Below are 15,476 nucleotides of genomic sequence, written 5' to 3'. Positions count from 1 at the left end.
CCGTGGCCGGACTTTCACCGGCTAGAAGATACGTGCTTTCTGGGCACGCCGTACAGCAAGAAGGCCGGCGGTCCGAACCGCCGGCCTTCTCCGTTGTTCAACGCGTTTTCCGCAGCAGATCCGCAAGCTTAGCCAGCGCGCGGCCGCGATGGCTGATCGACTGCTTCTCTTCCGTCGTCAGCTGGGCCATCGTCCGGCCGAATGCCGGCACCCAGAACAGCGGGTCGTAGCCGAACCCGCCGCTGCCGAGCGGTCTGTCGATGATCCAGCCGTCCACCATGCCGTCCGCCTCCGCGAACGCGCCGGTCTCCGGATCGTAGAGCGCCAGCGCGCAGACGAAGCGCGCCCGGCTGAGCGCGCGCACACCCTCGGGCAGGCCGGACGGCTGTGGCACGTCCGCCGCCCGCTCCGCCAGCTCGCGCAGCAGCTTCGCGTTGTTGGCGGCATCGCCGGCGCCTTCGCCGGCATAGCGGGCGGAGAAGACGCCCGGCTCTCCGCCCAGCGCCTCCGTCTCGAGGCCGGAGTCGTCGGCGAGCACCGGCACGCCGAGCGCCTCGCCCGCGGTGCGCGCCTTCTTGCGCGCATTGTCGGCGAACGTCTCGCCGTCTTCGACGATCGCGGGCACCCGATCGTCGCCGGAGAGCGTCCGCACGGCGAGCCCCAGCGGCGCGAGGGCGTGCGCGAACTCGCGTGCCTTCCCTTCGTTCTTCGTGGCGATGACGATGACGCTTAAGTCCCGGCTCATGCCGATCCCGCTCCGATCCGCGCGCCCTTCTCGCCGAGCAGTTCGCGCTGCCGCTCGATCAGCTGCCGGATGCCGCCCTCGGCGAGTTCAAGCAGCCGGTACAGCTCTTCGCGGCTGAACGGCCGCTCTTCTCCCGTGCCCTGCAGCTCGACGAACTGGCCGGAGCCGGTCATGACCACGTTCATGTCGACCTTCGCGTTCGAATCTTCTTCGTAATTCAGATCGAGCAGCGGTTGTCCGTCCACGACGCCGACGCTGACCGAAGCGAGGAAGTCGGTGATCGGGTACTTCTCGAACGGCTGCTGCGCGTTCAGCTTGTCGACGGCGAGCGCCAGCGCGACGAACGCGCCGGTGATCGACGTCGTGCGCGTGCCGCCGTCGGCCAGGATGACGTCGCAATCGAGCGTAATCGTCCGCTCGCCGAGCGCTTCCAGATCGACGACCGACCGGAGCGCCCGGCCGATCAGCCGCTGGATTTCCATCGTCCGGCCGCTCAGCTTGCCCCGCGCCGCCTCGCGCTGGTTGCGCACCTGCGTCGCCCGCGGCAGCATGGAATATTCGGCCGTCACCCAGCCGCGCCCCTGCCCTTTCATGAAGGGCGGCACCTTGTCCTCGACGGTGGCGGTGCAGATCACCTTCGTGTTCCCCATCTCGATCCAGACCGATCCTTCGGCGTACGGATTCGGATTGAGTTGCATTACAAGAGGGCGGAGCTGGTCATCCGCCCGGTTGTCGTTGCGCATTCGGCTGCCTCCCGATGATATTCTTCCGCATAACGGGTATATTGTACCAAAGTTATCGGGGAAAAGCATCCGGAACGGGCTTTCGAGCCGTTTGTCTGCTGATTCCCGGATCGGAATCTCGCCTATACGATCAAAAAAATGCCGGCTTCCCCGGCGACGCTCCCAGCCCGGCCCGTGATATCAGGCAAGCGGGATGCGTCTTGCGGCAGCCGGCCTGTTGGCCATTTACGTTTTCAGCGCGTTGACGTGCTCGGGACGACTGACCGGCTCGGCGTAAGAACGATTGTCCGTATCGACGACGTTCGACGAACCGTTCACCCGGATCTGCACCTTCTCGGCACCCGTATTTTCACTGACGGACAATACGACCGCCTCCAACATTTCGGACGGAAGCGGCTGGCCCTCTTCGTAGGTGTCATCCTTCAGATCCACCACCGCCGTATCGCCGTCCACCGTGACCGACGCAGGCTCGACATCTTCCGTCATGACGCCGCTCAGCTCCGTGCCCCGCGCCGGGCCCGCGATCAATTCGCGAAGCGCGGCGACAGCCTGGTCTTCTTCGCGTTCCACCAGCCGGGTGACCGGAACGAAGTACGGATCGCCTACATCGGAGATCGACGAGAAAAAGACGGTCACCGGCATCGAATTGCCGTAGGAGGCTCCCGGTGCCACTTCGAGATTGATGCCCATTGCCCGCGTGAGCGGTCCGTCCAGCGGGTAGCCGTCGACCGGCATTTCGCCGAGTTCCTCCCCATCGTGGCGCAGCAGGACGCCTTCAACGTCCTCAAGTCCGGTCAGCGTCCACGTCACCGCTTCCAGGATGCGCCGCTCATCCTGCGGATTGTAATCGGTGAACGAACCGGCGAAGTCGACGATCGCCACCCGCTGCTCCCGATCGATCGTCAGCTTCTCGATCCGCGTGCCGGCCGGAAGCACCCCACGGAATCCTTCCGGCAACGCCCCGGCCTCGCTGCCCTCGATCATCCGCTCCAGCGCCCGGATGCCGGCTTCTTCGGCATTGCTTGCCGCCGCGTTCACCGTCACCGGCGCCAGATACCCGCTCCTGTCCTTCACATAGACGGTCAGCGGCGTCACCGTTTCCGCCGTTTCGTCCGCGGACGCCGAATCCGGGGACGGTTGTCCGTTCTGCGGCTGAACCGCGTCAAGGTCATCCGGTTCGACGTTCTGCGGCGGGTCAATCTGCCGGCTTGCCGGCTCGCCGAACAGGCTGCAGCCGGACAAGATGAGCGGTAAGGCCAGCAAGCCGGCGGCTGCGCTCCTGCGCAAGGAATGGAACCGATTCATCTGCTCTCGCGCCTCCCGTGCACCATTCAATAATTTGTGGGATTCAGAATTTTTGTAGTAGTATGTATACGAGTCTTGTCCAGCAATAGAACTGAATCCATCGAATGGGAGTGCAGACATATGCCGGAACCGAAACCCTACGTGCTGAACAGCAAAGAAGTTCAGCGCGCGACATTGGAGTGGCTGGAGAAACGCGGCGTGACGACGAAAGCCATCGCGGAACTCGTCCACTACCTGCAATCGCCCTATTATCCCGATCTGACGCTGGAAGAATGCGAACATCACGTTGTTGCGGTGCTGTCCAAGCGCGAGGTGCAGAACGCCGTGCTGACCGGCATCCAGCTGGACATGCTGGCGGAGGAAGGCAAGCTGCTGCCGCCGCTTCAGGATATGGTGAGACACGACGAAGCGCTGTACGGCATCGACGAGGTTTTGGCCTTGTCCATCGTGAATGTCTACGGAAGCATCGGATTTACGAACTTCGGCTACATCGACAAGCAGAAACCGGGCATCCTTAATAAACTGAACGACAAAACCGACGGAGAAATCCATACATTCCTCGATGACATCGTCGGCGCGATCGCCTCGTCCGCGGCGAGCCGGATGGCGCACCGCAAGCAGGAAGAGAAAGAAAACGGCCTGCCGTCTGACTGATGCCGGCAGGCCGGACCGGCACGCAGATGCCATCGATCCGTTGGCGGCCGCTCAGCAGAACCGCCAGCGGAGGATGCCGTCGGCGCCCCGCGCGGAGGCCGCACGCCCTTCCCCGGCGAGATGTTCGAGATGCGCCAGCGTCTCGGACATGGCAAAGCGCAGATTGTGCAGGCTGCCCTGCACCCGCTCGCCGAACAGGCGCATGCAGACTTCATAGCCGGTGAGCGGCTCAGCCAACATCTCCTCCATGGCCGCAAGCCGGCGGACGTGGTGCGCCCGTATCTCGCCGATCCGATCTCGCATGCAGCGGAACGGATCGCGGTGACCGGGGTACGCGAGAATGGTCTCGAACGTCTCCAGCTCCGCGAGACTGTGCAGGTACCTCGCCAGCACGCCGGGCTCCGCGCCCGGCACAAGACTGATGTTCGGCGTAATGCCGGGCAGCACCTGGTCGCCGCACAGCATGATCCGGCTCTCGCGCTGCCAGAAGCAGAGATGGCCGTCCGCATGGCCGGGCGTGTCGAGAATTTCCCATACCTGTCCGCCGATCCCGATGGTCCCGCCTCCCTGGATAAACACCGGCTCCGGCAAAGGAGACACCATGGCGACGAAGCTTTCCAGATGCTCCGCGAGGGCTTCTTCCATCCCGCGCGGCAATCCGTTCTCCCTGTACAGCGCCTGAAGCTCTGCCGTGAATGTCCTGCCGGGTCCCCACAGCCGCATCGCGTACGCATAGGCCCGTTCGGACATGTACACCGGCGCTCCCGACCGCTCCTGAAACCAGCCGGCCAGCCCGATATGGTCGGGATGTTGGTGCGTCAGCACGATCGCCCGGATATCGGCCGCATGAATCCCGCATCGCCTCAACACATCCAGCCACAGCCCTTCGGCATCCGGCGTCCGCAGCCCCGGATCGACCAGCGTCCAGCCGTCATCGTCCGGAATCAGATAGCTGTTAACATATCGAAGCGCAAACGGCAGCGGCACCTTGACCCGGAGCCAGCCGCCGTCCAGCCGTTCTTCTCCCTCACGCGTCATCCTGCCCATCTCCTTCGCGGCGCAAAAATGTCCCGCGGCCGCATCAAGCGCCGCGGGACGTGTGTTGCCGTCCTTTATCGTTCGATCCGCTTCCGATCTTCCATGAGCCGTTCCACCGTGTTCCAGTCCGGCGTGGCTTCCCAGTCGCCGCGTCCCTGCACGACGAGGGAGCCGCAGATGCTGGCGATCCGGACCGCCTCGACGATCGGGCGGCCTTTCAGCAGCCCTGCGAGCAGCCCCGCGCAGAATCCGTCGCCGGCCCCGACGGTATCGACGACTTTCTCCGCCTTGTAGAACGGCACGGCGGTGCGTTTCCCGCCTTCGACGATGACCGTCGTCTCTCCGACACCTTTCACGACCGAGACGGCGGACAGTTCCGAAAGCCGGGCGAAGATCGCTTCCTCGTCCGTCGTATCATAGAGCAGCTGCAGCTCGTCGTAGCCGGGAAGGAAATAGTCCGCCTGTTCCGCGATCGGAAGCAGCACTTCCCTCGCTTCTTCAATCGTCCACAGCTTGAGTCTGAGATTCGGGTCGAAGGATACTTTGACTCCGGCTTCCTTCGCGATCCGGACAGCTTCCCGTACCGTGTCGCGAGCGCTTTCACTGATCGCGCACGTAATGCCGGTCACATGCAGGATTTTGCTGCCGCGGATATAATCCGCATCCAGGTCGGACGGCTTCATCCGGCTGGCCGCGGAAAGTTTCCGGTAGTAGTAAACCGACAATTTGCCGCCGGGATTGTCCCGAAACATGACGCCGGTCTGTTCGCCCGGCACGAGCCGCGCGCGGGAGACGTCAACGCCTTCGCCGCGGATCGCCTTCAGAATCTTGAGTCCGAACGGATCGTCGCCGAGCGCGCCGAACCAGCCGCTGGAAACGCCGAGCCGCGCGGCTCCGATGGCCAGATTGCTCTCCGCGCCGCCGAACGTCAGCTCCAGCGAAGCGGCCTGGTCAAGCCCTTTGTAATCCGGCGCCATGCACAGCGCCATCGATTCCCCGAACGTGATCAGGTCCGGTGATTGTGCCGCCATAACGCAAACAATCCCTTCTCCATGAAGTCGTAGAATGAACCGCAATCAAATATTCGAATACTGCATGACGAAGATGATGGCCACATACAGCACGAGCAGCAAGATGCTGAACAAGCGGACGCGCGAAATGGCGCCTGCCGCGCTCTCGCCGGACTTCGCGGCAGCTACAATCGCTTTCAAAGGCTTCGTCATGATGCCGCCGAGCGCCCCGATGCCCAGGAACAGCACCAGCGTCAGCGTGGACCAAAGCACGGAGTAATCGGCCAGCGTCATCATGTATCCGCCGGTCAGCAACTGCAGAACGAGACAGAATTGCGCCACCCGGTTTGCGATCAGCACCCCGTCGGCAAAACCGGCCTGCCCTTCGCTGCTGAGCTGCGTAATGCGGCCGACCAGGAACGGAAGCACCAGATAGATGCCCATCCCGACAGCTCCGATCGCATGCAGGAAATAGAAAAACTGACCCATTCGGCACCTCCTATCTGAACTACTCCCAGTATAGCCGAACTTGTCCGCCGACACAAAGCCGCAGCCCGCTGAAACGCGCAAGACCCTGAACGCCTGTCAGGGTCTTGCAGCGGGCTCCGGAAATGGCCATTCAGCCGGCTGCGATGCGGATGACGCTGCGGACGGATTCGGCGGATTTGTCGAGCGCCGCCTTCTCCTCCGGCGTCAGTTCCAGCTCGAGCACCCGCTCGATGCCGCCGCCGCCCAGAATGACCGGAACTCCCATGAACAGATTGTCATAGCCGTACTCGCCTTCAAGCAGCGCGATGACCGGCAAAATGCGCTTCTTGTCTTTCAGAATCGCTTCCGCCATCTGCACGAGCGACGCGGCCGGCGCATAGTAGGCGCTGCCGCTGCCGAGCAGACCCACGATCTCTCCGCCGCCGACGCGGGTGCGCTGCACGATCGCCTCGATCCGTTCCTTCGGCAGCAGCTTCTCGATCGGAATGCCGCCGACGTTCGAGTACCGGACGAGCGGCACCATGTCGTCGCCGTGGCCGCCGAGCACGAATCCGCGCACGTCCTCGACCGAGACGTTCAGCTCCCGGGCGATGAACGTGCAGAAGCGCGCCGTGTCAAGCACGCCGGATTGGCCGATGACGCGGTTCTTCGGAAATCCGAGCGTCCGCCAGGCGACCCAGGTCATCGCGTCGACCGGATTGCTGAGGACGATGACGTACGCATCCGGGCAAGTCTGCCGCACCTGCTCGCACACCGAGTGGACGATGCCCGCGTTGGTCGTGACGAGATCGTCGCGGCTCATGCCCGGCTTGCGCGCCACGCCGGCCGTAATGATGACAATATCGGAGTCTGACGCGTCCTTGTAATCGGAAGTGCCCGTGATTCGGCTGTCGACACCCAGCACCGGCGTCGCCTCGAGCATGTCCAATGCCTTGCCCTTCGTCGGATTCTCCAGTTGCGGAATGTCGAGCAGCACGACGTCGCCCAGCTCCTTCTGCGCGAGCATGAGCGCCGTCGTCGAGCCTGTGAAACCTGCGCCGATTACCGTAATCTTCTTCCTCTTGATGGACACGTTCCCACGCCAACCTCCGTTTCAAACGGCATCAAGCCATATGTTTGATAACCTCGTCGGCGAACTCCGAACATTTGACTTCCTTCGCGCCTTCCATGAGGCGGGCGAAGTCGTACGTGACCGTCTTGTTGTTGATGGCCGTCTCCATCCCTTTGTAGATCAGGTCAGCCGCTTCCTGCCAGCCGAGATGCTCGAGCATCATGACGCCGGACAGGATGACGGAACCCGGGTTGACGACGTCCTTGTCGGCGTATTTCGGCGCCGTGCCGTGGGTCGCTTCGAAGATCGCGTGACCCGTAACGTAGTTGATGTTCGCGCCCGGCGCGATGCCGATGCCGCCGACCTGGGCAGCCAGCGCGTCGGACAGGTAGTCGCCGTTCAGGTTCAGCGTCGCGATGACGTCGAACTCCGCCGGACGCGTCAGCACTTGCTGCAGCGCGATGTCGGCGATGGCGTCCTTGATGATGATCTTGCCGGCGGCTTCCGCCTCGGCCTGCGCTTTGTTCGCCGCTTCGACGCCTTCGGCTTCCTTGATCCGGTCGTATTGGCCCCAGGTGAACGTCTTGTCCGGGAACTCCTGCTCCGCGACTTCGTAGCCCCAGTTCTTGAACGCGCCTTCCGTGAACTTCATGATGTTGCCCTTGTGCACGAGGGTCACCGATTTGCGGTTATGCCGGATCGCATATTCGATGGCCGCGCGCACGAGCCGCTTCGAACCTTCGGACGATACCGGCTTGATGCCGATGCCGCTCGTCTCGGGGAAGCGGATCTTTTTCACGCCCATTTCCTTCTGCAGGAACTCGATCACTTTCTTCACTTCGGGCGTGCCTTCCTGATATTCGATGCCGGCGTAGATGTCTTCCGTGTTCTCGCGGAAAATGACCATGTTGACGAGATCCGGACGCTTCACCGGCGACGGAACGCCTTGGAAATAGCGGACCGGACGGAGGCAGACGTACAGGTCCAGCTCCTGCCGCAGCGCGACGTTCAGGGAGCGGATGCCGCCGCCTACCGGTGTCGTCAGCGGACCCTTGATGGCCACGATATATTCGCGGATTGCGGTCAGCGTATCGTTCGGCAGCCATTCGCCGTATGTATTATACGCTTTCTCGCCGGCAAATACTTCGTACCACGCAATTTTCTTCTCGCCCTTGTAGGCTTTCTCTACTGCCGCGTCCAGCACGCGCTTCGATGCGCGCCAGATGTCGCGGCCCGTGCCGTCGCCTTCGATGAACGGCACGATCGGGTTGTTCGGCACCTGCAGCTTGCCGTCTTTAATCGTGATTTTCTCGCCTTCCGTCGGCGGTGCAAATTTCTCAAGTTGCAGCATGATGATGGTTCCTCCTTTACCTGAATCAAACAGTCAAGTTTGCTGCATGACAACTTCATTTCCCGAACGGACCTAGCTCGTCCCGTCCGGACGATCGCCTCAGCGCTGGTCGATCGGCACGTAGCGGACATTCGCCGGGCCGGTATATTCCGCCCGCGGACGGATCAGCCGGTTGTCGCTGTACTGTTCGAGGATGTGCGCCGTCCAGCCCGACACGCGGCTGATGGCGAAGAGCGGCGTGAACAGATCTCGCGGAATGCCCAGCGTCGTATAGACCGATGCCGAATAGAAGTCGACGTTCGGCTTCAACCCTTTCTGTCCGGTCACGAGTTCTTCGATCTTGACGGACATTTCGTACAGCTTCAGGTTGCCCGAACGTTCGCCCAGCTCGCGGGACATCTTCTGCAGATGCTTCGCGCGGGGGTCGCCGTTCTTGTAGACGCGGTGGCCGAAGCCCATAATTTTCTCCTTGTTGGCCAGCTTGTTCATGATGTAGGACTCGACATTCTCGATCGAACCGATCTCGTCGAGCATGATCATGACCGCTTCGTTGGCTCCGCCGTGCAGCGGCCCCTTGAGCGCGCCGATCGCGCTCGTGACACCCGAATAGATGTCCGAAAGCGTCGCCACCGTGACACGCGCCGCAAACGTCGAAGCGTTCAACTCGTGATCCGCGTGCAGCACGAGCGCTTTGTCCAACGCCTTGACGGCGACTTCATCCGGATCCTTGCCCGTCAGCATGTACAGGAAGTTGTGCGCGATGGATACACCGGATTTCGGCTGGATCGGTTCCTTGCCTTCGCGGATCCGCGCGAATGCGGCCACAATCGTCGGCAGCTTCGCCTGCAGCTTCACCGCCTTGCGCAGGTTGGCTTCCGGCGACATATCGTTCGCCTCTTCATCGTACAATGCCAATGCGGAGACAGCCGAACGAAGCGCAGCCATCGAGTTCGCTCCGGGCGGGTAAGTCCTCAGCTGCGTGAGCAGTTCATCGGGCAGCGCCGCGTTGGCGGCGAGCTCATCCATCAGACTCTTCAGCTCGGCCCTGTTCGGAAGTTTGCCGTGCCAGAGCAGATAGATGGTCTCTTCGAAGGTGGCATGTTCCGCCAGCTCGTCGATGTTGATCCCGCGGTAGGTCAATACGCCGTCGATGATCGAACTGATCTCCGAAGTCGTCGCGACGATGCCTTCAAGACCTTTCGTTGCTGTCATGTCTCTCTCTCCTTTTCCGCAATTTCCGGGGAAATATTTTGCCCCATATTGCCGCCTGCGGGCATACGGAAGCACTTCAGCCGAGTAACGTACCAGAATATCATAACTTTTTTTGACGGGCATGTGAACATTCATGTAATGTTTGTTGGAAATAAAAATGCTTTATCGCCGTCATAAAAGAAGTTTTTGCCCTCGGACCAACCATCGGCATATGCCGGTATATTGTGCGACTTCTTCCCGCTTTTCATCCGCCGCCGGCCAGCCGCCTGAGCAGCGCGTACAGTTCCGGGGCGGCCCTGTCGAGCCGCGTCGGCTTCCAGTCCCGATTCAGCCAGACGTGGCCGGTTCCGCCTGCCGCGAGCAGCCTGCCGGGCAGCTGCCCGTCCGCATCCGCCGTCGCCGGCGGCTGTTCATCCTCCCCGATCAGCCGGACCTGCGAGTCGAAGTTCAGCCTGAGCGGCGACACTTCCCGCAGCCGGGTGCAGATGACGATGCGGTCGTCATACCGGGCCGGCTGCTCGTACCGGACGTTCAGATCGACGACCGGCAGCAGCAGTCCCGCGTCTTCCACCTTTCGATACGGCCATCCCGCGTGCCGGATGAATTCGGTCCGCCCGATCTCGAACCATGTCACGTAATTCGCGTAGAACACGACGTCCATCCGGTCCGTCTCCTGATAGCGGACACGCAGCGGGAACAGGTGCCAGTGCGAAGCCATGTCACGCCTCCCCCGTTGAAACTCGCCTGCGAACCGAATCGCCGGCGCACGCAGACACGGGAGCGGCCGGACCGCTCGGCGGTCCGCCGCTCCCGACTCGGTGAGCTTCCGGCGGACGGCGCGCTTACAGCACGCGCGCCTGTCCCGTATAGATGACGCCGATCTCGGCGTAGACCGTCACTTCCATCCCGTCCGACATCCGTTTCGTCGCATCGGACACGCCGAGCACGACCGGGATGCCGAGGTTCAGGCCGACGACGGCCGCGTGGCTCGTAATGCCGCCCTGCTCCGTGATCAGCGCCGCCGCTTTCTCGATGGCCGGCATGTATTCGCGGTTCGTCGAAGGCGTAACGAGAATCATGCCTTCCTTCGCCTTGGCGATCGCTTCTTCCGGCGTGTTCGCGACGACGACCTTGCCGGTCGCGGACTGGCTGCCGATCCCCTGGCCCTTGGCGACGAGATCGCCGACCGTATGAATCTTGATGAGGTTCGTCGATCCGGAACGTCCGACCGGTACGCCGGCCGTGATGACGACCGTGTCGCCGAGCTTGACGAGACCGGATTCGACGGCGCCGTTCACGGCGATGTCGAACATTTCGTCCGTCGTCTTCGCCGGCTTGCCGAGCACCGGAATGACGCCCCAGACAAGCTGCAGGCTGCGCATGACGTGCTCGACCGGCGTGACGGCGATAATCGGCGCCTTCGGACGATATTTCGACACCATCCGCGCCGTATAGCCGCTCTCCGTCGAAGTGATGATCGCATCCGCATCCAGATCGAGCGCGGAGTTCGCGACCGCCTGGCTGATCGCTTCCGTCACGGTCGTCTGCTGGGCGCTCGCCTGGCGGAGGAAAATCTCCCGATATTCAAGCGCAGCTTCCGCCCGTTCCGCGATGCGCGCCATCGTCATGACCGATTCAACCGGATATTTGCCGGCCGCCGTCTCGCCCGACAGCATGATCGCGTCGGTGCCGTCGAAGATGGCGTTCGCGACGTCGCTCGCTTCCGCGCGGGTCGGCCGCGGGTTGCGCTGCATCGAATCGAGCATCTGCGTCGCCGTGATGACCGGTTTGCCGGCGCGGTTGCATTTCTCGATCATCATTTTCTGCACGAGCGGCACTTCTTCGACCGGAATTTCGACGCCGAGGTCGCCGCGCGCCACCATCAGGCCGTCCGCCACTTCCAGGATTTCGTCCAGATTGTCGACGCCCTGGCGGTTTTCAATCTTGGCAATGATCTGAATATGCGACGCATTGTGCCGTTCCAGCAGTTCACGGATTTCCAGCACGTCGCTTGCTCTCCGCACGAACGATGCCGCAATGAAGTCAATGCCCTGCTCGATCCCGAAAAGAATGTCGTTGGCGTCTTTCTCCGTGATGCCAGGCAGCGAAATGGCAACGCCCGGAACGTTGACGCCCTTCTTGCTCTTGATCGGGCCGCTGTTCTGAATCTCGCACTTGATCTCGGTGCCCTGGATCTCAACGACCTTGAGGCCGATCAGGCCGTCATCGAGCAGAATGGTATCCCCGGCCTTCACGTCCCGGGGAAGGTCGCTGTACGTCACCGGGATGCGGTGCCGGTCGCCGAGGATATTCTCCGTCGTCAGCGTCACGAATTCGCCCGCCACGAGCTCGATCGGCTCTTCGGCCAGATTGCCGAGGCGGATCTCCGGACCCTTGGTGTCGAGCAGGATGGCGACGGTCTTGCCCAGTTCACGGCAAGCCTGGCGGATGTTCTTGATCCGGTTGCCGTGTTCCTCGAAATCGCCGTGGGAGAAGTTCAGCCTCGCGACGTTCATGCCCGCCTGGATCAGTTTCTTCGTGTTCTCGAGCGATTCGCTTGCGGGACCGATGGTGCATACGATCTTCGTTTTGCGCATGTGCGGTTTCCTCCGTTAATTCAGGTCAAACCTTGGAATGTTCACGCAAGCAAAACGGTTCGCTCCGACCTTCGGGGCGGGCGAATCCGTCTTGCAGTGAAGGACAGTCTCCTTGCAAGCGGAAAAACTTGCAAAGTCGCATCCTTATATAAAAATACACGATACTTGCTCAACTGTACATGGGCCTGTCCGGATTCAGCGGGCGTTCGACTCGATCGCCGCGCTTGCGTCCGCGCTCTCGTCCGCCGCATTCCCGGCAGCGGACTCCGGCTCCGCGCGTTCTTCCTCCGCCTCCGGTTCCTTCGGTTTCCGCGGCGGATCCGGCGGCGCGTCCGAACCTCCCGATCCGATCACGCCGATGCTCCGGAACTTCCGGTACCGGTCTTCGACCAGCTCGTCCGGCGTCATTGCCATCAGTTCCTGCAGGTGGCGCCAGACGGCCTCTCTCACCAGCGCGGCCTGCCCTTCCGGATCGCGGTGGGCGCCGCCCTTCGGCTCCGGAATCACTTCCTCGACGATGCCGAACGCATGCAGATCCTGCGCCGTAATCTTCATCGCTTCCGCCGCTTCATCCGCCCGGGACGCGTCCTTCCACAGGATCGACGCGGCCCCGTTCGGCGAAATGACGGAGTAGATCGCGTTCTCGAGCATGAGCACGCGGTTCCCGACGCCGAGCGCCAGCGCGCCGCCGCTGCCGCCCTCGCCGATGACGACGCAGACGATCGGCACGCGCAGCGTCGACATGACGAGCAGATTGCGCGCGATCGCCTCCGACTGGCCCCGCTCTTCGGCGGTGTCGCCGGGATAGGCGCCCTTCGTGTCGATGAACGTGATGATCGGCCGCCTGAACTTGTCCGCCTGCCGCATCAGACGCAGCGCCTTGCGAAATCCTTCCGGATGCGGGCTGCCGAAGAATCGGGCGATGTTGTCCTTCGTGTCTTTGCCCCGCTGATGGCCGATGACCGTCACCGGAACGCCGTTCAGCTTGGCCAACCCGCCGACAATGGCCAGATCGTCCGCGAACAGCCGGTCGCCGTGCAGCTCGATGAAATCGGTGAAGATCGCCTGGATGAAGTCGAGCGTCGTCGGCCGCTGGTGGTGGCGCGCGATGTGCATTTTCTGCGCGGCGGTGAGGGCGCTGTACATCTCGGTTTCCAGCTGCCGGTACTGCGCTTCAAGCCTCGCGATTTCATCGGAGAAGTCGAACCCGCGCTCCTCCGCGAATTTGCGCAGTTCGTCGATCTTGTTTCGGAGCTCGAGCAGCGGTTTCTCGAATTCCAGTCCTCCGGCCATCATTCCGCCCTCCTCATGCTGTGCATGTCCAGCAGTTTCGCGAGCACCGTCCGCATATCCTTGCGGTGCACCACTTTGTCAAGCTGGCCGTGCTGCAGATTGAATTCCGCGGTCTGGAAGTTGTCCGGCAGCTTCTGCCGGATCGTCTGTTCGATGACGATCCGTCCGGCGAATCCGATGAGCGCTCCGGGCTCGGCCAGGTTGTAGTCGCCGAGGCTCGCGAAGCTGGCCGTCACGCCGCCGGTTGTCGGGTCCGTCATGACGGAGATGTAGAGCCCGCCTTCATCCGAGAACCGCGCGAGCGCCGCGCTCGTCTTCGCCATCTGCATCAGGCTGAAGATGCTCTCCTGCATCCGGGCGCCGCCGGATGTCGAGAAGAGAATGAGCGGCAGCCGTTTGTCACGCGCATACTCGATGGCGCGCGTGATCTTCTCCCCCACGACCGATCCCATGCTGCCCGTAAAAAAATGAAAGTCCATCACCCCGACGACGACCGGATGCCCGTCGATCGAACCGGTGCCGGTGACGACCGCCTCGTTCATGCCCGTCTTCGCTTTCTGCTGCTCGAGCTTGGCGGCGTAACCGGGAAAGCCGAGCGGGTCGCCGGACTGCATGTCCGCGTCGAATTCATGCAGGAGCCCGTCGTCCATCGTCATCGCGATCCGTTCCCGGGCGGTCAGCCTGAAATGGTATCCGCAGGACGTGCAAACTTTCAGATTCTTCTCCAATTCCTTGCTGTATTGGATGTTGCCGCACTTCGGACATTTATTCATCAAGCCTTCGGGTATGTCCCGCTTTACGGGCCGTTCGGCTGGAATGGTCGCGTATCGTTTTTTGTGAAAGAGATCCTTGAACATGAAGCCACCTCTCAGGGCACAAAATTATTGTGACGTGGCCGGCCGGCGCCCGCGTGTGGCGTCATCTGCTCCGTCAAAGGATGGCCGTACCCGTCACAACCGGAGGGTGCTGATCAAGCATTCAGTATTTCGTTCAAAACTTCCTGCACTTCGTCCAATTCTGCGGAAGGAACCAATATCTCGTACTGCTGTCTCGAGAGATTGACCGGCCTGACTTGCACGAGGAAACCTTCTTCGGTCAGACGCTGGCGGATTGTCTCGGAGATTTTGGCAGTCGGCGCGATATAGATTACCGTCCACATCGAAAGGTACCTCCCGAACCATTCGCAAGAAATAAGGCCGCATGTTGCCATAATGATAGCATATCCGCCCGATATGCCGCAACAAACGCAGCCGCAGCGGGCTTGTCCGCTCCGTGCGCTCGCGCGGTTGCGGGCGAGCCCGCGGCGGCCGATCCGGCCCCGGAAGGCCGTCCTTCATCCCTCTCCCGGCAGCCCGTATTTGCGCGCGTCCGGGTTCTGGTGCGCAATCCGCGCCGATGCCGCGGCCGCAAGCGCCGACACGAGATCGTCCAGAAAGACGTGGACGCCGCGTCCGTGACGATCGGTGCTGCCGCCGTTGGCTGCGCCGTTCAGCCTTCCGATCACGCCCGGTTTCATTTTGTCGAGATACCCGAAACTCGTCAGGCCGATCATGCCGTAAACGGAGACGATGCCGAGCGCCAGCGTCTCGTCAACCCCGTACAGCGATTCGTCTGCCTCCATGATCTGCTGCAGCGGTTCCGGCAGGAGGCCCCGGTCGGCCAGTTCATCCAGCGCGATGCCGGTCAGCAGCGTATATTGCACTTCCCGCTTCGCGAGCACCGCGCGCACGCTTTCCTCGCAATCGGCAATCGTCAACCGATCGTTGTATGGACGCTGCAGGGACAGGACGATGTCCGCCACATCCCTGACCGAAACGCCTCTGCGTTCGAGCCATCGTTCAATCGCCGCGGTCATCCGCATACCCCCAATCGGGGCCTTGCGCGCTGCCGGACTGCGCAGGCCCTTGTCTAACGATATGCATCCGATGCGGCGAACGTTCCTTGGGATTTTCCGATCGACTGTTGCAGGCCCTGTTATGGCACGGCGT

General features: G+C 62.2%; 16 protein-coding genes. 1 reads left to right on the top strand and 15 read right to left on the bottom strand.

The annotated features are described in order from the left end of the window. Positions 1-97: 97 nt before the first annotated feature. The 3 genes from KJQ12_RS16595 to KJQ12_RS16585 form a co-directional block, all read right to left on the bottom strand. Positions 98-745, bottom strand: a complete 648-nt coding sequence (locus KJQ12_RS16595; protein ID WP_213486153.1) for a non-canonical purine NTP pyrophosphatase — start codon at positions 743-745, stop codon at positions 98-100. Further along, positions 742-1,488, bottom strand: a complete 747-nt coding sequence (gene rph, locus KJQ12_RS16590; RefSeq protein ID WP_213486151.1) for a ribonuclease PH — start codon at positions 1,486-1,488, stop codon at positions 742-744. Before rph ends, KJQ12_RS16595 begins: the two co-directional genes overlap by 4 nt. A gap of 225 nt (positions 1,489-1,713) precedes the next feature. Next, complete coding sequence (locus tag KJQ12_RS16585; protein ID WP_244860658.1) at positions 1,714-2,751, bottom strand: GerMN domain-containing protein; 1,038 nt, start codon at positions 2,749-2,751, stop codon at positions 1,714-1,716. A 162-nt stretch (positions 2,752-2,913) separates the two neighbouring features. Here KJQ12_RS16585 and KJQ12_RS16580 point away from each other — a divergent pair, with 162 nt between their 5' ends. Further along, positions 2,914-3,447 carry a phosphatidylglycerophosphatase A family protein gene (locus tag KJQ12_RS16580; RefSeq protein ID WP_213486148.1) on the top strand — a complete coding sequence of 178 codons (534 nt, stop codon included), beginning with the start codon at positions 2,914-2,916 and terminating at the stop codon, positions 3,445-3,447. Positions 3,448-3,498: 51 nt separating this feature from the next. Here KJQ12_RS16580 and KJQ12_RS16575 read toward each other — a convergent pair whose 3' ends face one another. From KJQ12_RS16575 to KJQ12_RS16520, 12 genes are all read right to left on the bottom strand, one after another. Continuing rightward, positions 3,499-4,485 carry an MBL fold metallo-hydrolase gene (locus KJQ12_RS16575; RefSeq protein WP_213486140.1) on the bottom strand — a complete coding sequence of 329 codons (987 nt, stop codon included), beginning with the start codon at positions 4,483-4,485 and terminating at the stop codon, positions 3,499-3,501. Positions 4,486-4,559: 74 nt separating this feature from the next. Then, on the bottom strand, positions 4,560-5,516 hold the full coding sequence (locus KJQ12_RS16570; protein ID WP_213486138.1) for a sugar kinase: 957 nt from the start codon (positions 5,514-5,516) through the stop codon (positions 4,560-4,562). A 45-nt stretch (positions 5,517-5,561) separates the two neighbouring features. After that, positions 5,562-5,984 (bottom strand): hypothetical protein, encoded by a 423-nt coding sequence (locus KJQ12_RS16565; RefSeq protein WP_015255448.1) that lies wholly within the window; start codon positions 5,982-5,984, stop codon positions 5,562-5,564. Positions 5,985-6,114: 130 nt separating this feature from the next. Further along, positions 6,115-7,056 carry a malate dehydrogenase gene (gene mdh / locus KJQ12_RS16560; RefSeq protein WP_213486136.1) on the bottom strand — a complete coding sequence of 314 codons (942 nt, stop codon included), beginning with the start codon at positions 7,054-7,056 and terminating at the stop codon, positions 6,115-6,117. Positions 7,057-7,087: 31 nt separating this feature from the next. After that, positions 7,088-8,386 (bottom strand): NADP-dependent isocitrate dehydrogenase, encoded by a 1,299-nt coding sequence (gene icd / locus KJQ12_RS16555; RefSeq protein WP_213486129.1) that lies wholly within the window; start codon positions 8,384-8,386, stop codon positions 7,088-7,090. A 99-nt stretch (positions 8,387-8,485) separates the two neighbouring features. Further along, positions 8,486-9,598: a citrate synthase gene (gene citZ, locus KJQ12_RS16550; RefSeq protein WP_213486127.1), complete on the bottom strand. Its 1,113-nt coding sequence runs from the start codon at positions 9,596-9,598 to the stop codon at positions 8,486-8,488. A 244-nt stretch (positions 9,599-9,842) separates the two neighbouring features. After that, entirely contained in the window at positions 9,843-10,316 is a 474-nt protein-coding gene (locus KJQ12_RS16545) for an acyl-CoA thioesterase (protein WP_213486125.1), read from the bottom strand. Between the two features lie 124 nt (positions 10,317-10,440). Then, positions 10,441-12,195, bottom strand: a complete 1,755-nt coding sequence (pyk, locus tag KJQ12_RS16540; RefSeq protein ID WP_213486123.1) for a pyruvate kinase — start codon at positions 12,193-12,195, stop codon at positions 10,441-10,443. Positions 12,196-12,390: 195 nt separating this feature from the next. Further along, positions 12,391-13,488 (bottom strand): acetyl-CoA carboxylase carboxyltransferase subunit alpha, encoded by a 1,098-nt coding sequence (locus KJQ12_RS16535; protein ID WP_244860657.1) that lies wholly within the window; start codon positions 13,486-13,488, stop codon positions 12,391-12,393. After that, positions 13,488-14,345, bottom strand: coding sequence for an acetyl-CoA carboxylase, carboxyltransferase subunit beta (gene accD, locus KJQ12_RS16530; RefSeq protein ID WP_213486119.1), 858 nt, complete (start codon positions 14,343-14,345; stop codon positions 13,488-13,490). Before accD ends, KJQ12_RS16535 begins: the two co-directional genes overlap by 1 nt. 113 nt (positions 14,346-14,458) lie before the next feature. Further along, positions 14,459-14,647, bottom strand: a complete 189-nt coding sequence (locus KJQ12_RS16525) for a hypothetical protein (protein WP_015255456.1) — start codon at positions 14,645-14,647, stop codon at positions 14,459-14,461. A 174-nt stretch (positions 14,648-14,821) separates the two neighbouring features. Next, positions 14,822-15,343, bottom strand: coding sequence for a phosphatidylglycerophosphatase A family protein (locus tag KJQ12_RS16520; protein WP_213486118.1), 522 nt, complete (start codon positions 15,341-15,343; stop codon positions 14,822-14,824). Positions 15,344-15,476 lie beyond the last annotated feature (133 nt).

It is taken from the genome of Thermobacillus xylanilyticus, assembly GCF_907165215.1.
GTDB lineage: Bacteria > Bacillota > Bacilli > Paenibacillales > Paenibacillaceae > Thermobacillus > Thermobacillus xylanilyticus.
This window is presented reverse-complemented; position numbering and strand designations above follow the sequence as displayed.